The organism is Sphingomonas sp. URHD0057 (assembly GCF_000620665.1).
Lineage (GTDB): Bacteria > Pseudomonadota > Alphaproteobacteria > Sphingomonadales > Sphingomonadaceae > Sphingomicrobium.
On sequence record NZ_KK211163.1, the window covers coordinates 1 to 22759 of the forward strand.

Here is a 22759-nt window from a genome sequence, read left to right on the forward strand (position 1 = left end):
GGCGGCGGCGGGGGTGGCGGCGGTGCCGGGCAGGTGTCGGTCGCCAGGATCACCGAGCCGTCGGGGCAGGTTTGGGTTGCCGGCGGCGGCGGAGGTGGCGGGGGCGGAGGCGGCGGCGGTGGCGGCGGCGGCGGAGCCGCGTGGCCACCGAGCGGCAGCACGAACTTGAAGTTCCCGCTGTGGCTCTTGATGTCGCCGTTGAACTCGCCCTCGTACCCGACCCTCACGTCGACCGGGCCCATCTTGCCGCCAATGCTGAGGCCGGCGAGGATGGAGCCGCGCTTCTGGGCCGCCGACACCACGTCGAACGCGCAGGTGTCGATCTGGCACATGAACGCTTCCGAGATGTCGGTGCGCCGTTCGCCGAAGCGGTAGCGGTAGCCGACGTTCACTTCCGGAACCACGCCGCCCATCTGGGTCGCCCACTTCACACCGCCGGTAAGGAAGGTGTGGCTGGACTTGTTGTTGCCCAGGTGAAGCTCGGCGCCGGTGCCTCCGGTCTCGATGAACTCGTCCATCTTGGCGTGGACGTAATCGAGGTTGAGGTACGGCGTGAGGACCGAGGCACCGCCCATCGGGAACCGGGCGCCGCCATGGAGGCCGAGGGTGTACATCTTGACGTCCGGATCGCCGTCGACCGTGGCGGCGAAGCTGGTCCCGGTGCCAAGGCCGGCGAAGTCGATATGACGGCGGCTGTCGCCGTCGTACCAACTGTAGGTGCCCACGCCCTTCACGTAGAAGGCGCCCGGATCGTACACCCCGTAGGCGCCGACCTGCATGCCGTCGGCATCGACCTTGTCGCCGAACAGATGGTCGCGGGTGTGGTTGGTGACCATGCCTGCGCTGACGCCGAGGATGGCGGCGTTGCCGACGCTCGCATCGACGCCGAGCAGACCGGTGAACCGCTTCGCCTTCATCGTCCCGGCTTCACTGTCGCCGTCCGCCTTCCTCGTCTGATAGTCGAGCTGACCCCAGACGTGGATCGGCGAGGAGGCGCGGCACTCAAGCACCGAGCCGGCCAGCGCCGGAACCTCGCAGCTCGTCGCATGGTCGAGGATGTCGTTATAATGGACACCCAGCGACGAGAACGACTGCAGGTAGTTGGCGTAGCTGGCCCCGGCGAGCTGGTTGAGCGCGATGTTGTAGTTCACCGGGTCGGTGATCAGGAACAGGTCGCTCAGCAGATCCGCGAAGCCGCCGGTCAAAGTGACGTCGAACAGGCACTCGAGGCCCTCGCCGACCTGCTCGCCGTTGTTGTTGAGGCCAGGGACCTCGTTGAACGGCACCCGGGTCAGCGCCAGATCGACGTTGTTCTGGTTGTCGTAGACGCAGCCGAAGTCGAGCAGCAGCGAGTCGGCCGGAATGCCGCCGATGATGCACTGGTCGAAGGTCCCGGTGCGGACGTTGGCGTCGATTACGTTCTGATAGACCGTGGTGTCGAACAACGTCCCCGGAGCGAGGTTCGCGACCAGCGTGCCGTCGAGGAACGCATTCTCGACGAACACCTGCGGATAGGTGCCCACCGGCACCTCGCCGGCAACCGCGCCTGGAAGATCGAAGGTGATCGTCCCCGGAGCGCTGGTGGCCGGAGCCACCACCACCGGAGCGCGCAGGTCGAGCGTGTTCATGAACACATAGGACGGGCCATCCACCGGATCGATCTGGAGGTGGAAGTTGCCGCCGTTGTTGATGTTCATGGTGCCGACACCGCACGAGCTCAGCGCCGGGCTGTCGGCAGCGCCGCCGCCGGTTCCCGCCGCCACCCCGGCCGCCGGCAGGCAGCTCGAGTTGATGATGCCGTTGAACAAGGTCTCGCCGCCGGTGACGTTGATCGTGTCGGCGTCGCTCTGCAGCTCGATGTTGCCGAAGATGCTGCCCGACAGGAGGTTGATCACCGACCGGTTGGGAGCGTCGGTCACGTCGATCGCGGTGCCGCGGTGGAAGGTCGTCCCGCCGTCGGTCGAGACGCGGACGATGATGTCGCCCGAATTCTCGATCGTGGTGACATCGCCGGCAAGCGGAACCGTCACGCCATTCGACGTGACCCGGATGCCATACGCCGTCGCCGACCCGCCATTCTCCGTAATCGCATCAACATTGATCGAACCCGAGTTCGAAATCAGCAGGTTATTGACATCGGACTGCAGGAAGATGCCCGTCGCTGTTGCTGATGATTCCCCCGTGCCGTCGGCGCTGGCGTGGGCAAGAACCGATATCGTCGAACTGTTCACCAGCGTCCCGGAAAGCGCCGCCGGAGTGGCAGTGGTCGCTGCTGCCAGGTGAACGTCGGCCGAAGAGCCGGTCGTCGATGTGACGAGAGCTGGAGCGACGAGGGCGACGCCCGCAGCATGCGCGCGAGCATCCCCCGCGCCGCGACCAAATGCCGTCGCAAGAACCAGGATATCGCCAACGTTGCGGATTTCTATTTCGGCAGCGCCTCCGCCGATCGCCAAGCCGGTCGCCGTCGCCGAGGCGGCGGCGGTGACCGGTTGAGCGCCAGCCGCAGCCGCTTCAGCCGCACCCGTCGTGGCCTTCGCGCTAACCGCAATCGTGCCGCTGTTCGTGAAAGACCCCTGCACCGGATGCAACGCATAGTGAGCCGACGACGCTCCGCTCGTCGTGAATGTCACGCTCGTCGACTGGTTGTCGGTGACGGCAATTCCAACCGCGTGGGCGACCGCCGATTGAGTATCGTAGGCACTCGCCGCAACGTGGATCATCGCGCCATTGTCGATCGACCCATCGAAGCCCGTCCCGCCGCTGATGCTCTGCGCGCGGATGCCAAAGGCCGTTGCGCGCTCGCCCTTGCCAAGCGCGGTGACGTTGATCGTGCCGCTGTTGGTAATTGCCAGCTCGAGGGCTCCGGCTTCGGCGAAAATGCCTGCCGCGGAGGCCCCGCCGAGCGTCTCGCTCGGAACGCCCGGAGTGCTGAAGGCGACATGCTCGGTCCGAGTGCCGATCGCCTTCGCGAGCACAGCGATCGAACCGGAATTGTCGATCGTTCCCTTGACCGTTGCCGGACTCGAGTCGAACAGCGGCGCTCCGCGGACGCGGATTCCGTCTGCAAAAGCCGCGCCAACGCCGTGGGCAGCCGACGCCTCAGCCATGGCATTAATGGCTCCGCGATTGAGCGCATCGATGCTCAGCGTGTCGCTGGTGAATGCGACATAAGCGTTCGCGCTGGCGGAGGCGATTGCATCGGAGCCGGTGGCGACGCCTGCCGTCGCCTGTGCGGCGGCATTTAAGGTGCCGCTGTTCGTAAATGCATAACTTGCGCCGTCCCGGCCAAACACGCTGGACTGCACGGCGCCGGTCGCTGCGGCGCCGGCGAGGGCATGGTCGACGCCCTGGGCGGATGCCACCGCGCCAACGCTCAGAACGCCGCTGTTCGCCATCGTGAAATCGCGCACGCCGAACGTTCGGAAGGCAAGCTGAATCATGCCCTGCGCCGAGGCGACGGCAGTCGCCGCGCCGGTGAGCCGGGCGTCAGCCTGTCCAGACGAATCGGCTCCGTGACCCACGGCGACCGCGCTCGCAAACCCGCTGATCCGTCCGCCGTTCTGCATGTCGGCCGTGAATGGGCCGACAGCCTGTGCGCGTTGGATCATCGCGGCGCTGGCGACTGCGAAAGCGACCGCGCTGCCGGCGAACGTGTAGGTTCCCAGCGCACCTACAGCCCCCGAAGCAAACGCATGAGCGTTTTCGACAATCATGCCCTTGTTCGTGAGCTCAGCCTCGACGGCTCCGGCTGCGGCGGGAAACTGCCCGAGAGCCTTGCTCGCCTTCGCCGATGCGAAGGCCGCACCGGATTGGCCGACCGCGCTCCCCGACGCGAGCAATTCAATGGTGCCGACGTTGATTGCCTCGACCGTGCCGGTTGTTGCGAAGAAAACCTGCTGAATGAGGCCGTTCGTCGCGCTCGCGTTGGCGACGGCCGCGCTGCCATAGGCAGTCGCCATGGCTACAAGGTCGATCTCGCCGGAGTTCAGCGCCTCTCCCTTCGACAGAGGACCCACCGCCGATTGGGCGAACCCCTTGACCGATGCAGCCGCGCCGGCAACGCCGGTCGCGCTCGCAAGTGCATGCCCGCCGATGCTGATCGTTCCGCTGTTGGAGAAGAATGCGTCTTGCGTCCCGAAGGCGCTGGCCACCTGAGTTAAGGCGCCCACGGTATTGCCGACGTGGGCAACGGCAGCGGCGCTGGAACCGCCTTTCGCAATCGCTACCGCGTCGATGCCGATCGCGCCATGATTGACCATCGACACGCCGGCGCTCGCGCCGCCCAATGCGGCTTCGGCAATGCCCGCGCCGATGTCGGCCGAGGCAAGTGCAATGCCGGTGGCCGTCGCCATTGCATGTGCAAGGACCTCGATCTTGCCCGAATTGGTCACCAAGGCACTCGCCGCGTCGCCGATCACGAATTGACCGATGGCAGCGCCGGAAGCCGTCGCGATTTTGATCACGCCGGCCGCCTGCGAACCACCTTCGGCGGTTGCCGCAGCGACGATCGACAGCGTCCCATGGTTGACGATCGCCGCCGCCGCCTCGCCCCCTGCCGTTGACGCGATTGCAGTTTGCGCAAGCGGGGCGGCCATGGCGACGGTCGCCCGCGCGCTGCCGTCGGCGTCCGCGGCAAAATGCGCGTACAGCGCCATCGTCCCGTCGTTGGTGATCACGTCGGCGGCCGTTTTCGCGGCGGCAAATTGCCGAAGCAGGAAGATGTCGAGATCGCTTGCCGATGCCGCGCCGGTACCGTGAGCCGCCAACGAGGCGCCGACTTCGATCAGTCCCGAATTGGCGACCGCGTTCAGCGCATTGCCTTCGAACTTGAAGGCGATCGAGCTGGTAAAGGAAAAGCTTGAGGTCGCGAGGATTATCGAGGTGAAATGCTGCTCAATCGCAACTCCTGTTACACTCTGCACGATGCCGCCAAGCAGGACATGGACGTCTGCAATTGGACCGGTAGCAGTCACATGCGCGTTGGCAGCAAGGATGTCATGGTTGGCGATCGAAGCGGTCGCAGCTTTGCCATTTGCAAATTGATGGACGACGGCCGAGGCGGTGGCGTCCGCGCTTGCGAACGTTCCGCCAATCGCCTTGGCTCTCATATCGAGCATCAGGAGGCCGTCGTTGACCAGATCGATCTGCGCCGGGCCCACAAGGATGGCCTCGGCGGTCGCGAACTTGCTGCTTGGATGATATTCGGCGTGAACCGACAACCCGGTGGCCGTTGCAAGCTGATTGATCAATCCGCCACCGGCATGAGCTGCCGCGAACCCGGCCCCCGTGGCCGTGGCGTGAAGCATCAGGTCGATCGACCCCTGGTTGTCGAAGCGGACGTCGGCTTGGGTTCCCCATGCGTCTTGACTGATCAATCCGCCGTTGGCGGCTGCACCGGCGAAAGATCCCTCCGCTTCCGCGTGTCCGACGACGTCGATCGCGATCATTCCGCCGTTCACGAAGTCAGCCGACGCGGCGCCGACCGGCATGCTGGTCACCCCGGTCAAGATCACGCCATCACCGGTTATCGTTCTGAACGCCTCGCTGTTGTGCGCGAGAGCAAGCTGGTTGATCCGGCCGATGTCGGCCGACGCGAAGGCATTGGCGCCTGCAATTGCGCTCGCTCCGGCGTGGAAAACGAGTGTGCCCGCATTGTCGATCATCGCGTCGGCCTGAGAGCCCTGCGCGAGCTGGGTGATGGTGCGCTGGAGCGCGGTCGCGGCCTGGGCATAGCCGTCAGATTCCGCATGTGCGTCGAGGGATAGCGAGATGACGCCGCTGTTGGTGATTTTCGCGTCGACCGGGCCGGTCCGCGCCAGCTGCAGGACGCTGAAAGTTCCGCCACCGGGCGTCACTACGCTGAACGTCCCCTGCAGGGTCAGCGCATCGGCGACCTGACTGATGGCGCCCCATCCCAGCGCGCTGGCGAAGGCGCTGCCGCTGCCTCCGCCCGCCGCAATGGCGTCGGCGTGCGCGGAGATGGCGATGACGCCGGCGTTGCTCATTGTCGCGCTCGCCCCGGCCGCGGCGCTCGCGACATTCAGGATCGCGGCAGTCGTTGCTCCTTGGAATCGCTGCCCGCCGAAGCGAGCAGAGGCGTTCACGGCGCCCGTCCCGTGCGCCGTGGCCTTCGCATCGATTGCGATCATTCCGTCATTGTCGAGGTGGGCTGCCGCGGTTGCCGAAGCATTGCCGAACGCAAGCTGATAGATTGCGTGCTGGACCTCGGCGGTGGCGGACGCGGCCGGTCCGAAGGCGGCTGCACCTGCGGCAAATGCCATCGATCCACCGTTGTCGATGAGCGCTTTCGCCGAGCCGCCCACTCCGGTGGCGGTGGCTTCCTGTTGAAGCCCGAAGTCGACGGTCCCGACAGCAATCGCAATTACGTCGCCGTGCGCGGCTCCCGCAGCCGAAAAGGCGAGTGTCCCGTCGTTGGCGATGATTGCGTCGGCGCGCGCGGTCGCGTGAACCAGTTGGCCCATGCCCAGCCCGAGCTGCGCGATTCCAGTGGCATAGCCCGCGGCGGTGGCCTTGGCGCCCGCGGAAAGGTCGAACTCGCCGTCATTGACGACGTGCGCCTGGGCGATGCCGTCATTCGACCCAAGGGCGCTCGCCGAAACCTGCTGAAGCAGTCCACTCACCTGTCCAAGCGCGAGTGCGCCGGCAGTGCCGCCGTTCGCATGGGCGGATCCATCCACATCGACCAGGCCGACGTTGGCGAAGGACGCGGTCGCCACGCCCCGGCCAACCGCCTCCTGCCAGAACACGCCCGAAATGTTGGCGGAGGCATCGGCGTGCCCGTCTGCAGTGGCTCCGGCGACCAGATCGAGGTCGATGGTTCCGTCATTGGCGATGGTCGCGCTCGCAGCCCCCCTGAAGGCAAGGACCTGCTGATGGATCACGGCGTCGGTGATGTTCGCGCGGGCAATGGCGTCGCCGCCGGTGCCGCCGTCATTCACCGCTTTCGCCACGGCCGAAATGTCGACGGCGATGAGTGCCTCCGAATCGTTGGCGAACGCGGCAGCGGCGCGGCCGCCCTGCGCCAACTGTTCGATTCCGGTCGCTAGACTAGCGCCAGCGAGCGCATCCCAAGTGCTGCCGTCGGCAGTCGCCGTCGCCTGGCCTGAGATATTCAGGTCAATCGTGTCGGTGTTGTTCAGCGACACGTGCGCGTCGCCGCCGTTGGCGCTTTGCAGCATCCCCACACCGATCAGCCCATTGGCATGCGCGTGTCCGCCGATGGCCTGCGCGCTGGCACTGATCGCCACTGTTCCATCATTATGGAGGGAAACGTGCGCAATGGTGCCGGTCGCATGTTGACCGATCCCCAACGCCACCGCGCCCGCAGCCACGGCCGAGATTCCGTTCGCGCGCCCAACAGCACCCAGATCGATCTCGCCGCTGTTCGTAAGCTCTGCAGTCGCCGTCCTGCCGGTCGCAACTTCGTCGATTCCATCGCGCAAAAAGGCGAGAGCATTTGCCCCGCCGGCGGGTGCATCGGCATGCGCACTCAGGCTGATGTCGATCATGCCCTCGTTGCTCAACTTATCGAGAGCAAGGCCGTCAGTCGCATGTGCGAGTTCGCGGATACCGTGATCGGCAGTCGCGCGTGCGTCGGCACCGCCATTGGTCGCTGTTGCGTGAGCGCCAAGAACTACGTTTAAGGTCCCGGAGCCGGCCATGGCGTTGGTTGCCGACAATGGCGCCGAGGCCTGTTGGAGGACCGCGGTATCGACGAACGCGCGGGCAACTGCGGCGCTTCCTTCAGCGGTTGCAACGGCGTGAACGGATGCAAGGCCGTCAATATCGAGCGCGTTGTGCGCTTCGACCGAGCCGAGCGCTTCCTGGGTTATGGCCCCCGGGTTGGTGCACTGTGAGGTCAACCCGCACGTGACCTCCGCAGTGGCCGCGGCGCTCACCGAAGGACTCAGGGTGATCGAGATCTCGCCGCCGTCGATCGACGGATCGGATTGGGACAGATCGAAAATATTGATCGAGATTGGGTCCGTGGAGCGTTGATGGACGCCTGGGACAGTGGCTGCCTCGGCCGGGACGGCGGCTGCAAGTACCACGATCGAAGCACCGCTCAACAGGGCGGCACGGCACCGGATTAGGTCGTGCAAGGCTTGATCCCCCTGATCGGATACCCAGTCGGTCGCTCGCCACGCATCGCCTTCGCGCATGCGATCCCGCGCCCCGGCGACGCGGTGGTTGTGCCAAAGCGAAAGACAATGGAGCAGGGCGCGCAACTTGCGCGACAGCGACTACGCAACCGGCCGTCCGAGCTCATCCGGCTGTTTCCCCAAACAGATGAGCATTGCGTAGCCGGTACGATCGGCAGACGCAAGAATTGGTTCGACGACCATCGAACTCAATTCGACCAACGGCGGCGCTAGAGTTCGATCGCCTTCGAACCTTCGGTTGGCACGTTCCTAGTTTTTCAGAATCGAAGGCTTTGGTGCCGTTCGAATCGCGGCTCGAAAGCGTCAGGCTGAGCGGCGGCGGCCGAGCTCCCGCGTCAGGGCCCGGCTCAGACCGCGCAGCGACTGCAGATGAATCCCCAGTTCGACGGTCCGCCCCATTCGCCTTTCGGTGATGAGCCCAGCTTCACGGAGCTGGAAGATATGATGGGAAACGTTGGCCTTGCTAAGCTCGAGCTCCTGTTGAATCTCGAACGCGGCTCGGGGCCGGTCCGCGATCAGCTGAAGGATAGCCGCGCGCGTGTCGTTTCCCAGCGCGCGGCAGACCAGCCAGGGGTCGATATCGATCCCGAAATCCGCCGTTCGCCGCAATCCGTCCGGAAGCTCGACGTCCTCGAGCAGATAAGGGATGTAGAGGCTCCGCGTGGGGGAATATTCGGTGACGGTCTTGAAGCGGCGGCTGTTGAACACGCTGGGGAGAATGAAGATCGATCCTACGTCCGCCAGCGGGAGCTTGTAGCCGCGCGGCGTGCGCATGATCTCGCCGCGCTCGTCGAATTCCACGCCGAGATCGAGCTTCGAGGCGAGCGGCGCGAGCTGACAATCCCGTGCCACTTCCGATGCATGGGCTGCGCTGGCCTTGAGTTCGGGCGAAAGCGCCTTCCACACTCGATCGAAATGCGGCCGAAACGCCTTGAGCACCGCCAGCGGAGGGTCCATCGGCTCTTCCCAACGCGCCGCCCAGGAAGGATCCGGCGCGCCGCTGTCAAAGCCAATGAAATGAAGCCATTGGCGGCTTTGGGCGCTCGCGAAGCGGCCGGTGGGCTGCTGAACAAGCGCCTTATGAAGCCTCGGCACGATGTCCTTGGGAGCAATTGCCGCAATCGCGCCGATGAATTCCGCCGAGGTTCGCGCTGGGCGATCAAGCTCGACCAGATCGGGCAGCCCAAGCCAGAACACCCAGCCGAACGAGCGCGCGTCCGCGATCAACGCCTCGTCGACACCCGGCCAGCCGGCAAAGTGCGGATTGGGCGACGCCAGGTCGGCCAGCGCAAAACAAAGATCGAATTGGGGGCTGACAGTCACTTCGACGTTCATCGGCGGGGAGCTAACAGAGGGCGCCGGGTCGGGCAACGCATCGGCATCGGACTTGCTAGAGAGCGAGGCCTTCGCCCGCTTTCGTCATGTCACCGGTTCTTATTGTCGCAGGCGCGCTTCGGCAGTGTAGACAAGGCTGCGAAAGGACCGTTGATGTCCGGAACTTCGAGCAAGATGCTCGCCTCCCAGTTTGTCGAGAAGCCGTGGGGCAGCACGGAGCTCCCGGCGATATTCGGCGACACGCGCGGCAGACGCATCGGTGAAGTTTGGTTCACCGGCTCGAGCGAACTCCCACTGCTCGCCAAGTACATTTTTACGAGCGAAGCCTTGTCGATTCAAAATCACCCGAGCGACGAGCAGGCGAGATCGCGCGGTCTGCCGCGGGGCAAGGAAGAATGCTGGTTCGTGCTGGATGCGGAACCGGGCGCGACGCTGGGCCTGGGACCGAAGCGGCCAGTGCAACGAGAGGAGCTGCGCGAAGCTGCCCTCGACGGCTCGATCGTCGACCTCATCGACTGGAAGCCGGTCAGCGGGGGCGATTTCTATTTTGTGCCGGCGGGCACGGTGCACGCGATCGGCGCCGGCGTCTCGCTGATCGAGTTCCAGCAAAACAGCGATGTCACCTACCGCATGTACGATTACGGCCGACCACGCGAACTGCGCCTCGACGACGCGGTCGCAGTTGCCGACACCGAACCGTTCGCGGACCCGCGGTCGCGCCCGGTCGATCCGACACACTCGTCAATTCTTGTTGCCGGACCACCCTTCTCTCTCGATCATGTCATCGCCAACGATAGCAACAAGCGGCCGCGCCATCGCCGCCGCTGGGTGCTGCCGATCGAAGGCGAAGCGCGCTGCGGGGATCTTCGCGCGCACCCGGGCGAATGCATGCTGGTCGAGCCTGGCGCTGAAGTCTCCGTCACGTCCGGTCGAGCGTTGTTTGGCGCGGAATCCGAGCTCGATTGAAGACCCCACCGACCGTCAGCCGCCACACGCTACTAACAAAAGTCAGTGCCGGGACTCGTTTCATCGCGGTCGCGTAACGGTTTGGCGTTGACCGTTTAATTCGCGTTATACGTGCGCTTCCCGACAGTCTTGATGCGTGTTCCCCTCCGATCAACAGGGGATTGGGAGCGCGGGCGATGCGGCTTCATTGGGGACGATTGGCGATTGCAGCGGTTTTAAGCTGCGCGCCAACGCAGCTACTCGCAGCTGACAATATTCGTGTTCCAGCGTCTTTCGGATATCCGTCTCCGCTCCGCGCCATACGCGCCATTATTGCTCCGGCTCCGGGACCCAACATTCTTGGCACGACTGCCCTGCCGATCCGCGCTGCCCGCTTTTCGGTCAACGCCCAGCACGCCTTTGCCGACGCCAGCAATTCACCCCTGATGCAGCAATTGATCGCGCCGGCCAGGGGCATGAACCGTTTCCAGCAAATGGCCTTCATCCAGAGCCGCGTGACCAGGAACATCCGCTGGATGTCGGATGCGACCGAATATGGGATGCACGACTATTGGGCGACCGCCGTCGAGACCTTGAATCACGGTGTCGGCGATGAGGAGGACCGCGCCATCCTCAAGCTGCAGGCGCTCAAGGCCCTCGGGTTCAGTCAATCGGACCTGTTCCTGACCCTCGCCCGCGATCGCGTTGGCGGGCCCATCACGGTCCTCACGACCCGCCTCAACGGCCGTTATTACGTGCTCGACGATACCGGAGGGACGCCGTTCCCGGTCGAGCAAAGACGGCTCGAATTCCAGCCGGTGCTCAGTTTCGGCTGGAACGGCGCGTGGGTGCACAGCCGCCCAACGGCTGCCCCCGTCATTGCCGCGGCGAGCGTTATGGGACGCAAATAGGCTGCGCTCGAGCCACTGCCGTTTCGCATACTTCATGCTAAGGCAGGGAGGTGTCTGGCTTGAGGTTCATTAGAACTGCACCCGTGATTGTGCTTCTGCTCGCTGCGGGCTGCGCGCGCGAGGAGCAGCCGCGCGGAGCACCGCCGCCGTCCGCCAGGCCGGCGCGTCCTGGGGCGTCGCGACCAGCGGTCACTCCGGCGCAATATGTGTCGCAGGCCAGCTCAATCGACCTGTTCCTGATTGGCGCGTCCGAGCTTGCGATGCGCAAGTCGAGCCGGCCGAGAACGCGTGAGTTCGCGATCAATGAAATTACGGCGCACAAGGGGACCAGCGCGCAGCTGTCGCTGGAGGCGCGCCGGCTCAACCTGCTGCCGTCGGCGACATTGAGCGCTCGCCACCAGGCGATGCTCAACGAACTCGAACGAAGCGCCGACTTCGATGCCCTCTATCGACGCGACGAACTGATCGTTCACCAGGAAGCGGAAGCGCTCCACAGCCGGTACGCATCCTCCGGGTCAAGCCCGACCCTTCGACCGGTCGCCCAACTCGTCGCGCCGATCATCCAGCGCCACCAGAGAATGTTGAAATATCTGTAGGTAAAGGCGGCGCTAACCATAGTGCCTAAGCAGAGCTTTGCCTTCGTCTGCGACACGTGGGCGCATGGCACAGCATATCCTTCCCACAGCGCTCGTCTTTCTCGTCACGGGCCTCGCCCCAATGCCGGCAATGGCGCAGTCCGCAAGCTGGTCCAAAACCGATGCGATCCTGGGCGGTGCGCCCAGTGCACTCGAATCCATCCTGGCTCAGCAAAGTGGCGCGCCGGCGCCGGACCACACGCCGATCCAGCCGGCTTCTTATTCCTATGCGCGTCCTGTCGTCTCGTCCGCCGCCGTGCGGTTCGAACCGAGCCCAGGCGTGTGGAACGGCCGTCCCGATGTGTTCGGGTCGGTTGCGCTTCGCGTCGACCACACCCCGCTGGACGCCCGGTGGAAGGGCGTCGAGCATGCGGGAGTCGACGGGGCAGCCGCCCGCTTCGCCGAAACGCAGCGCGGCAAGGACGCGATGACCAAGCTCGAGGCGGTCGACTGGTACGTCAACAAGCGGGTCCGCTTCGTCGATGACCGGGTGCAATGGGGTCGACCCGACGTCTGGTCAGCCGCCAGCACGACGCTCAGCCGCGGCCGCGGCGATTGCGAGGATTATGCGATCGCCAAGATGGCAATGCTCCGCCGCGCCGGTTTCGCCGAGCGCGATCTGTATCTGGTCGTTCTCAAGGATCTCGTGCGGCGCGCCGACCATGCGGTTCTGGTCGCCCGCGCCGATGGCCACATGTACGTCCTCGACAACGGCACCGACCAGGTGCTCGATAGCGAGAGCATCTCTGATTATCGGCCGATCCTGACCTTTGCTTCGAGCGGAAGCTGGACTCACGGCTACCGGATGCAGCCGGCGCCGATCAACGTTGCTGCGAATGAAGCTGCGAAAAAGCCGGTCGCGATCGCGTCGGCCGATCAGCGCTCGTGGAGCGCCTCGCTGCGGGCCTTGAGCACCGGCTTCAACAGATAGGTCAGCACGCTTTTGCGGCCGGTGATGATCTGAGTGTCGGTCATCATACCCGGCGTGATCGGCAGGCGGTGACCGGACGCCACCAGGTAGCTCTTGGTGGTCTCGACGATGACGGTGAAGAAAGCCTGCTTCTCGTTCTCGTCGTAGATTGAATCCGCCGACACCTGGACCACGCGCCCGTCGAGTCCGCCGTAGATCGAGAAATCATAAGCGGTGACTTTGACGAGCGCCTTGTCGCCAACCTTGATGAAGGCGATGTCGCTTGGCCGGACGCGCGTTTCGACCAGGAGCTTCTCGCCCATTGGCACGACTTCCATGATCTTCTGGCCCGGCTGTACGTATTGGCCGACCGTCGTCACCTGGACATCGTTGACGACGCCGTCGACGGGGGAGCGCAATTCGCGCCCGCGGGCGCCGCGCAAGGTTTCCTCATTGACCGCGATCTTGGCGGCGACCTGACTGCGCTCGTCGAGTGCGGACTGTTTGAATTCGAAACCGGCCTGCGCCGCCTGAGCCTGGGCCTCGCGCACCGCGGCCATCGCCCGGCCCTGCTGCTCGCGGGCAGCGGCGATCCGGCCCTGGATGTCATTCACTTCGCGGCGCTTGTCGAGCAGGTCGGTTTCGGGGACGATGTGCTTGACCGCGAGCGGCTCGAGCATCGACACCTGCTTCTGGGCAAGCGCCAGACTGCCTTGCAGGCTCTGGATCGTCGCGGCCGCCTCGCCGGCATCGCGACGCGCCTGGTCGGCGGACGCTTGAAGGCCCAACACCTTGCTCCGAACGGCGGATTCACGCGCATTGCGCAATGCCGCTTCGCCGGCGCAGTCCGTACCGGTGCAGGCCACGGATTGCCCTGTGCCCTCCGAGGTAAGTCGCGAGACGCGGGCCTGGAGGGATTCCGTTTCGGCCTGAACCTGCCGGCTCTCGGGGCTGTCGAGCCGCGCCAGCAACTCGCCCTTTCTTACTTCCTGGCCGGATTTGACGAGGATTAGGCTGACGGTCGCCGGCTCAGCGGCCGTGATCGTCTGCAGCTTGCTCGATGGGATGACCTTGCCCTGTCCCCGAGTCACCTCATCGAGCTGAGCGAGGCTGGCCCAGAACAGGAACAGGAAGAAAGCGGCCGCCGCAGCGACGATCACCATCCGCGCACCGGTCATGGGCTGGCGGTGGCGGATCGCCGGGCCGATGAAGGGGATGCTCGCCATAAACGCTTACTCCAGCTCGATCAGCGGCTTGCCACGGCCGGGCCGACGGCGCCAGTTGCGGCGACCTGCGTCGACGCGGGCGCGGTCTTTTGCGCGGCCATCAGCTTCGCCGCGGCGCCGTCGGCTTCGCCCGGGCCGGGAATAGTGAGAGTCCAGCCTTTGGTCGTATCGAGCAGTCCACCGACGTCGTCCGGAGCATGCTTGAGGATCGTCCCGTCGGTCACCGGACCCGCGACCGTCGCGCTCGCTTCGGTCAGGACGGCCGAGTCGATCGATGGCGGCGGCGGTCGCAGCGACAGCGGGTCGCGAGGTTCGCCGATATAGCGGCCGGTGAAGGCCGCCGGCTGGCCCCAGCCGCCGGGCCAGCGATAAAAGATGTGCTGCCCGATCTGAGCGACCTTGGCGAGCAGCGGCGCCCAGCGCGGCGCGACGTAATCGGCATGATAATGCGTGGCTTCGCCGACGGTGCTTTCGACATATCCGGCAAGCGCGGCGCGAGCGACCTGCTCGGCTTGCCGCCAGGCGCCGAGCTCGGGCTGGCGGTACAGCGCTCCGTCGCAAACGAAGGTGAACTGGCAGACCCGGCCGCCCGATCCCTGATAGACCACGCCGCACACCGACTTGGGGAATGCCGGATGGCGCAGCCGGTTCAATACGACCTGGGCCACCGCGCGGCGGCCCTCGAGCGGTTCAAACGCCGCTTCGTAATAGACGGCCTGGGTCAGGCACAACAAAGCGCGGCGTTGATCGAGATCGTTTGCGCCGACCGCGAAAGGCCGCGCCGAGCGCAACGGGCCGCCATTGAACGGCAGGGCAGCGTTGAGGCGCTTCGCTTGCTCACCCACGGCCTGCATTTCCGTCGCCTTCTCGCCGCTGGTCGCTTCGACCAAGGCATTGGCGCGGCCAAGCGGGATGGTAATCGATGCCGCGGCGGGTTGGCGCGTCGTTAGAAGGGCGGCGGCAATCGTGACGGCGACAATTGCAGCAGCGCCGCCGAGCGACACTGCGATGTTGCGCCAGCCGAGGCGCTGGCGAGATGCGAGCGCGGTCATGCCGGCTGCTCCTTCGCCGCCGCGGCCGAAACCGATGACAGATGCTTCATCACCTCGTCGCGCGGGCCGTCGGCGAGAACCTTGCCGCCGTCGATTACGATCAAGCGGTTGATGATCGAGAGCATGTTGTGACGGTGGGTCGACACGATCAGCGTTTGATCGGCCGCTAGCGCCGTCTTGAGATGCTCGATGAAATACATCTCGGTCTGAGTATCCATCGAGCCGGTTGGCTCGTCGAGGAACAGCAGCTTCGACGGACTGACGAGCGCTCGGGCCAGGACCAGCAACGAGCGTTGGCCGCCCGACAGGCGCGAGCCCCGCTCACCGACCGGCAGATCGAAACCCGCGGCGTCGCGCGACAGAAAAATGTCGGCGCCCGAGCGAACGACCGCGTCGATCAGGTCGTTGTCCGTGGCGTTAGCCGCGCCCAGCATGAGATTGTCGCGAACCGAGCCGCTAAACACTTCGGCATCCTGGCCGACGAAGCGGAACGCCTCGCGCAACTGGTGCGGATGATATTGGCGGCTGTCGAGGCCGTCGATCAGCATCTCGCCCTCGGTCGGGGCATAAAGCCCGCATAGCATCCGGCCCATGGTCGACTTGCCCGAGGCGACCCGGCCGATGATACCGATGCGCTCGCCCGGCCCGATCTTGAGGTTGAGGCCCGACAGCGCGTCGCGCCCGGCTTCCGGGTAGCGGAACGAGATATTGATCAGTTCGATGTGGCCGGCGCGGATCTCCGGAACGATGCTGCGCATCGCCATCTGCCGCTCGTCGTCAGCCTCCATCATCCGCTGCAGCGAATCGAGCGTGGCGGTTGCCTGGCGGCCGCGCGTGATCAGGAAGGCGAGCTGCCCCACCGGCTGCAGCGAGCGGCCCGACAGCATGATGATCGCGATGATCGCGCCCATCGTCATGTCGCCTTGCTGGAAGCGGTAGAAGCCGCCGATCAAAAGTCCGATGCTGATGGTCTGCTGGGATACGCTGGCGAGGTTCACCGCGATCGTGGTCAGCTTGCGCATCCGCTCGCTGGTTGCCGCCGACATCGCCGAGTAACGGCGCCAGCGGCCGAGCATCTGGCCTTCGGCGCGTGCGGCCTTGAGCGTTTCCGCGCCGCCGATCGATTCAACCAGCACCGAATGCTGGAGGCTCGAATCCGCTTGTGAATCGATGGCCGCGCGCCCCATCGCTCGCTGGAGGCTAAGGCCCGCGATCAGCATCAGCGTAATGCCCGCGATCGGGACCAGCACCAGCCACCCCGCAAGCACCGTGATCAAGGCGAGGAACAACACCAGGAAGGTGATGTCGACGATCAGGACGACCGTGGTCGATGCGAAGAAGTCGCGCACCATTTCATAGTCGGAGACGCGACGGGCAAAGGCGCCAGTGCTGCCCTGCCGGCTCGCCATCGGCAGGTTCATCACCTTTTCGAACAGCTTCTGGGAGAGCTTGGCGTCGAGCTTGCGGCTCACCTCGTCGATCAGCCGCGCCCTTGCGATCCGCAAGACGAAGTCGAAGACCAGGGCCAACAGCACGCCGAGGGCGAGGACCCACAGGGTCGACACCGCCTTGTTGGGAATGACCCGGTCATAGACGTTCATCGTGAACAACGGCATCGCGAAAGCGAGCAAGTTGACGACCAGCGCTGCGAGCAGGACCGGCCAGAATTCGCGGCGGACCTTCCACACTTCGGACCAGAACCAGTGGCTGCGCGTGGCTTTGTCCCACGGGCGCTCATTCTCGCGCTCCCGGGTCGGGTCGCTTTCGATCAGGACCGCTCGTCCGGTATATGCCGGTTCGAGATCCTTCAGCTTCACCCACATCGGTTCGGGGATGCCCGGCGCGAACACCAGGCCCTCGGCACCGCGGGTGTCGAGGAGGACCGCCGCGCGCTCCTCCTCGAGCTCCAGGATGGCGGGGCACTTGGCCGATGGCCAACCCCGCAGCCGGCGTGTGACCGGCTCGGCGCGCATGCCGATCTGGTCGAGCGCCGGCTCGACCTGGTGAAACGGGAGCGTCCCGTCGGCGGAGAGCGCCAGCCCGGCCTTGATCAGCACGGGCGATGACGGCCGCTCCGCCTCACGCGCCAGATAAGCGAGACATTCGAGGACGGGGTCGACTTCTCGCGAACGCTCCGCGTCAAGCCAGTTCATGAAACTCACAACCCGTCCTCACTTAAGCTTATCGCCCTGACGGCGCGCCCGTTGGGTTCTCCATCGTCTCGCCCGGAGTCGCGCCCGCGGGCGTTCCTCCGACCGGAACGGGCGGACCCATCGCGGGAGCCGGCAGGCTGTCTTCCATCAGGTCCGACGGCGGGATCGGATTGACGTGATACCGAGCCATCTGATCGGCCTGCGCGGCGACCGGAATCTGAACGTTGAGGCACTGGACCAGCCGGTTCTCGGCAGCCAGCACACGATATTGCGCGTAGAGCTTGGCGAGCTGAGCGGTCTGCGCCTGTGCCTGGACGTTGTAGCGCGTGTTCTGCGCATCCAGCACGTCGAGCAGCGAGCGGCGGCCGATGTTGAACTGTTCGCGGTAGGACAGCAGCACGTCGTCGCTGATGCGGCCCTGTGCTTCCAGCTCATTGGCCAGCGCCGTCTGATTCTGCAGGCGGCTCCATGCCGTGCGGACATCCTCTTCCGCATTGCGGGTGCGCTCGAACAAGCGGCCGTGAACCTCGTCGGCGCGGCGTTGCTGCTCGCGCACGTTGGCCTCCTTGGTGCCGCCATTGTAGAGCGTCCAGCGAAGCACGCCGAGCGCCTGAAGGTCCGTCGTGCGGCCTTCGAAACCATCGATGTCGTGACCGGCGCGGGCGCGGCCCTCAAGGTTGAACCGCGGTCCAAGGTCGGCGCGAGCCTTGCGGATGTCCTCACGCGCCGAAGCGAGATCGGCCATCGCTTCGCGAACGCGCGGGTTCGCCTGGCGGGCATTGGCCTCGGCTTCCTCAAGCGCGGCCGGCATGCATTGCGACAGATCCGGCGGCATCGACACGCTGTCGACCGGAATCCCGGTCAGCGTGCGAAAGGTGATCCCCGCGGTGTCGAGGTCTTCACGAGCTTCCGTCACGCGGGTGCGGGCGGCTTGCAGCCGCTCTTCCGCCTGCTGCTGATCGGCGATGCTGATCGAGCCTTTGGCGACGCCTTCGCGAAGATCGCCCGCGAGGCGTTCGTGGAAGGTTACATTGTCCTGTGCGATCGCGACCAGGCGCTGCTGCAACAGATAATCGATGTAGGTGCGCGATACGTTGAGCGCGACGAACTCGGAGCGCTCCTCGACTCGCGCCGCGGCGGCATCGGTACGTGCGGCCTGGCGGCGGATTTCAGCCTCGCGGCCGCCGCTGTCGTAAACCAGCTGGTCGACGATCAGGTCGCCCTCGATCGGCCACAGTGTGTGGTCGGCAATGTGGAGGGATTTCCTGGTCGGGTTGTGCAGGCTGCGAACGCCCGCCGAGCCTTCGACCGAGACGCGCGGATAATAGAGACCCTGCCCCTGCACCCGCTCTTCCTCGGTGGCGGCGCGGTTCGAAACCGCCTGCCGGATTTCCGGATTTGTCGTCAGCGCCGATTGCACGGCATCGCGCAATTCGACGCCAAACGCCGGCGATGCGCTGAGGAGCAGAGCTCCCGGAACGATCGCCGTCCAATGTTTCTTAGTCATCAATGCCCCCTTTTGGTTCTGCGGGCCGGTGGTCCACGAAAGCCGGCCCGCTCTATTTGCCATGTACGCGGCTATTAATTGTGCGCCGGAGCGACGTCCTGATGCATCATGATCTGGTGCATGAGTGGCGCACCGTGAGCCGACGCGAAACCGGCAGCCATGCCACCGTGCAGGAATGAGACATCTGGCGCGCTGTGGCTTGCCAGGGCCGCCAGCGCATCCGCGCCAGCATGCCCGTGAGCTCCCGTCGCGTTGTGCAGAAGCGTGTCGATGCTCCCATGCCCATGTCCCCCGGCCAACGCGTCGGCGATAACCTGCCCGACCGCATTTTGCTGAGCGCCGGCGACCGATGCGTGAGCATCTCCGTCCACCGACTTCCCGCCGTTCGCCGCGGCGTGAGCCGCAAGCATTTGAGCGGATGGCATCGAAACCGCTGCGCTGGTGAACGCCGCAGAGTGCGCGGCGACGTGCGCGTCGGTTCCGCCAAGCAGCGGAGTTCCGTGCATCTGCGGTGCCGAAGTATGACCGGTGAGGCTGTGCGCCACGGCCTCACTCGGCGCTGACACGTGCGAGATCCCGGCTTCGTTGGTCGCGACCGCGCCATGACCTGACGGGCCTGCGACTGAGTGATCGGCACCCCTGGCCGCGACCTGGCTCGACCCGAGCGGACCGTGCGCCATGAGCGGAGCAGAGTGCGTTCCCGAGAACGCCTCATGACCGTGCAGCGAGTGCGCCGCCAGCGGCTGGGCAACAAGCCCGGCCCCGGCAATTGCGCCGGCCAGCGTCGCGACATTGCCGCCACGCACATCCTCGAACATGCGATGGTCGAACGAACGATGGTTGTCGTTGGTCGAGACGAGATGGTTTGTATCTGCCGAATCCGAGGACTGGATCGAGTTGGTCGCCATCAGCGTATTGGCGGCCAGGCTCGAGGCAGAACCCGCGGGGACCAAGCTAACATCGATGGTGCCGGTCGCGGTGTCACCATCACGGTCTGTGCCAGTAACCCCGAACGACATGTCGATCGGACTGCCTGCAGCGGCCGTGAAATAGCCAAACTCACCGATCGCGAATGACTGGCCCGAGAACGTGTCGGTAGTCGAGGGCGTAGCTGGATTGAGAACGCCAGCGGCATTCGTGATACTGATCGCGTTATAGTCAACGCCGCCAGTGTCGAAGGAAACATTCGCGCCTGCCGCAAGGCCGGTGATGACAAACGTGCCGTCACCCATGTTGACGATCGTGTAGGTCGCGTCGCCGGTAACCACGATCGAGGTAATGTCGATCGGGACAATTGATCCGCCGAGCGTGTGGATGTTGCCCGAGTCAGGATCGTTGAATGCGCTTATGCGAACGGCCGCACCGCCTCCACTACCCTGCTCCTGCATGATGGTGAATGACGTTCCGTTGACGACATAGTGGCCGTCGAAAGTATAGCCCTGCGTGTCTTTCTCGTCGTTTGCGCCGTCGCGATTAACGTCGGTCACGAAATCGATGCGGATGCCTTCGTTCTGGTCGATCCACTGGTTGTTACTGCCGATATCCGAGGACGACGTGTTTACAGTGCCACCGTTGGTACCCGTCAACAGCAAATCCGGACTATTGTTATTGTCGACAGCGATATCGTTTAAGTCGGAGTCCAGGCCAATCCATTGATTCTGGCCAGCAGGCGCCGTTGAAAAGTCAGAAAGCACAATGCCCGACCCATCATCGATCGTATCATCGAAATCGATCGTATAGGTGCTGTTGGAGCCATTTCCGGCGCCGGCGTTCAGCGTGGCCGTGAAGACGATATGGTCTTCGCCCACCTGGTAACCAGCGTGAAGGCCGCTTTCCGTATAGGCCGTCAGCGTCGTGGTGCCGAAGCCCGACAGCAGGATCGCGTCGCCATGCGAAGTCAGCGCAGTGCCACCCGTGCTCTTGAGAGCTTCACCATTGGTGTGCCCGGTCGCGGTGAACAGCAAGCTGCCGAACCCATCCGCGCCGATGAAATTCTCGCCGACGTGGTCGTTGTTCGTGTCGTTGATCGGGTTTGTCGCGACGGCCGTGCCGTCGTTGACCAGGGCATCGTCCGACGTCGTCGCCGTGGCCCCGGTTTTGTCGTTCATGTCCTGGGGCGAGAAGTTCTTCGGTGAGTCATCCTCGACATTGACGGTCAGCGTACCCGTGCTCGTGGTCGTCCCGTCGTTCACGTTGACGGTGACCCCGAAGCTCTTGAGGTCCTCGATCGTCGCGTCCGCGTGGTTGATCGCACCCTGCAATGTGACGGTATAGGCGCCTGCATTGTCGATCGTGATCGTCATCACCGGAGTGTCGCCAGCAGTGAATGTGCCGCTGCCATCGACGTCCGCATAGGCATGCAGGGTGTTGGTCCCCGAGCCCGTCCAGATCACGTTGAACGCGCCTGACATCAGCGCCGTCGCCGGTGCCGTCAGCGTCACGGTGTGACTATCGCTGGTGTCGACGTCGGTGATGGTGATGGTGCCGTTGGCGATCACCGCGTTGGTTGTGTCCGGAGTGCCCGTCGTATCCGGGTTGCCGCCGGTCAGGCCCTCTTCCGAAACGTTCGCCGTCGAATTGCCGACCACCGGCGCGTCGTTCGTGCCGTTGATGGTGATCACCAGATTGGCGTTGGACAGGTCGCCGTCGCCATCGGTCAGCTGATAGTTGAACGTGTCGGTGGTCGACTGGGTAGCGCCAAGCGCCTGCACCGCCGGATCCGCATTGTTCAGCGCATAACTGTAGCTGCCGTCCGCATGGATCGTTAGAGTGCCGTGCGCACCGACGATCTGCGTGCCGGCCACGTCGGTCGCGACCGCGCCGTAGGACGCTCCGGCCGGAAGCTTGACGCCGGTCACCGTCGCGCCGTCGGCGCCCTGCGTGTCGGCAACACCGTCGGTGGCGTTGGCGTCCGATCCGCCGGAACCGGTGAGGACATTGCCGTCTGCAACCAGCGGGCCGTCTTCCTTGACGCTATCCGTGTCGTTGTGAGCGGTCGGCACATCGTCGATGACGTTGATCGTGATCGTGCCGTTGACGGTGTTCCCGCCCGCATCATGCGCTGTGTAGTTGAACACTTCGACGCCGTTGACGGTGTTGGTCCCGTTGTTGGCCGTCGTGCCATCGACCGGGCTGGTCAGCGTGTAGCTGTACGTGCCGTTGGCGTTGAGCGTGAGCGTGCCGTGCGTGCCGACGATGACGGCGGGAGTGTATCCCGTCGCCCCAGCGACCGCCAAAGTGCCGCCAACCGTCTCAGCCGTCGAGCTCGGGTTGCTGCCGATCGCCAGTGCCGCTTCATCGACGGTCTTTGTCTGGTTGTCGGCCGGCAGGTTCACATTGTTGACGGTGATGTCGAGCGTAACCGTCGATGTGTCCCCGTCACCATCGGTGATGGTATAAACGAAGTGATCGACCTGGTTCGAAGTCACCGAATTCGGATTGGCTGTGTAGGTGTACGTGCCGTCTGCATTGAGATGTAGCGTGCCGTACGTACCCGTCAGGTTGCTTCCGACATTCCCGCTGACCGGAGCAGCCGTATTGCTGCCGGTGGCGACGCCGGTGACGCCGCCGCTCGGGACGACCTTGCCGTCCGCGCCGAACACATCGTCGACGCCGTCCGTCAGGACATTGCCGTTGACCGAGCCACCTTCGCCAACCGAGTTGGTGTCGGCATGCGCGGTCGGCACGTCGTCCTTCACGTTGATCGTGATGGTGCCGTTGACCGTGTTCCCATCGGCATCGTGCGCTGTGTAGTTGAACACCTCGACGCCATTGATGGTGTTGGTCCCGTTATCGAGCGTCGCGCCGTCGACCGGCGTCGACAGTGTGTAGCTGTACGTTCCGTTGGCGTTGAGCGTCAGCGTGCCGTGCGTGCCGACGATGACGGCAGGCGTGTAGCCCGT

11 protein-coding genes are annotated in these 22759 nt (G+C 64.8%); 4 read left to right on the forward strand and 7 right to left on the reverse strand.

Translation table 11 applies throughout. The features are described 5' to 3' along the window. On the reverse strand, nt 1-8072 hold an 8072-nt coding region (locus N539_RS17365), incomplete at its 3' end, for an autotransporter outer membrane beta-barrel domain-containing protein (RefSeq protein ID WP_156030036.1). A 414-nt stretch (nt 8073-8486) separates the two neighbouring features. After that, a complete protein-coding gene (locus N539_RS18010) occupies nt 8487-9518 on the reverse strand; it encodes an ArsR/SmtB family transcription factor (RefSeq protein WP_051531880.1) in 1032 nt (343 codons plus the stop codon). Between the two features lie 153 nt (nt 9519-9671). Here N539_RS18010 and N539_RS0114370 point away from each other — a divergent pair, with 153 nt between their 5' ends. The 4 genes from N539_RS0114370 to N539_RS17380 all read left to right on the forward strand — a co-directional run bounded on the left by N539_RS0114370 (nt 9672) and on the right by N539_RS17380 (nt 12940). Then, nucleotides 9672-10484, forward strand: a complete 813-nt coding sequence (locus tag N539_RS0114370) for a class I mannose-6-phosphate isomerase (protein WP_037553026.1) — start codon at nt 9672-9674, stop codon at nt 10482-10484. Nucleotides 10485-10660: 176 nt separating this feature from the next. After that, nucleotides 10661-11374 (forward strand): transglutaminase-like cysteine peptidase, encoded by a 714-nt coding sequence (locus N539_RS0114375; RefSeq protein WP_081774404.1) that lies wholly within the window; start codon nt 10661-10663, stop codon nt 11372-11374. An 83-nt stretch (nt 11375-11457) separates the two neighbouring features. Beyond that, nucleotides 11458-11970 (forward strand): DUF4142 domain-containing protein, encoded by a 513-nt coding sequence (locus tag N539_RS17375; protein ID WP_051531881.1) that lies wholly within the window; start codon nt 11458-11460, stop codon nt 11968-11970. A gap of 64 nt (nt 11971-12034) precedes the next feature. Continuing rightward, nucleotides 12035-12940 carry a transglutaminase-like cysteine peptidase gene (locus N539_RS17380; protein WP_051531882.1) on the forward strand — a complete coding sequence of 302 codons (906 nt, stop codon included), beginning with the start codon at nt 12035-12037 and terminating at the stop codon, nt 12938-12940. On the opposite strand, the gene N539_RS0114390 is transcribed toward N539_RS17380, so the two are convergent. From N539_RS0114390 to N539_RS18870, 5 genes are all read right to left on the reverse strand, one after another. Further along, a complete protein-coding gene (locus N539_RS0114390; protein ID WP_231463136.1) occupies nt 12886-14145 on the reverse strand; it encodes an HlyD family type I secretion periplasmic adaptor subunit in 1260 nt (419 codons plus the stop codon). The two genes, N539_RS17380 and N539_RS0114390, sit on opposite strands and share 55 nt — an antisense overlap. A gap of 20 nt (nt 14146-14165) precedes the next feature. Continuing rightward, nucleotides 14166-15197, reverse strand: a complete 1032-nt coding sequence (locus N539_RS17385; protein ID WP_081774406.1) for a cell wall hydrolase — start codon at nt 15195-15197, stop codon at nt 14166-14168. After that, nucleotides 15194-17350, reverse strand: coding sequence for a type I secretion system permease/ATPase (locus tag N539_RS17390; protein ID WP_051531883.1), 2157 nt, complete (start codon nt 17348-17350; stop codon nt 15194-15196). Before N539_RS17390 ends, N539_RS17385 begins: the two co-directional genes overlap by 4 nt. A gap of 28 nt (nt 17351-17378) precedes the next feature. Next, the gene (locus N539_RS17395; protein WP_081774411.1) at nt 17379-18857 is read right to left on the reverse strand and encodes a TolC family protein; all 1479 of its coding nucleotides are present in this window, start codon (nt 18855-18857) and stop codon (nt 17379-17381) included. 74 nt (nt 18858-18931) lie between these two features. Continuing rightward, nucleotides 18932-22759: beta strand repeat-containing protein (locus N539_RS18870; protein ID WP_028970830.1), on the reverse strand; the 3828-nt coding region annotated here is incomplete at its 5' end.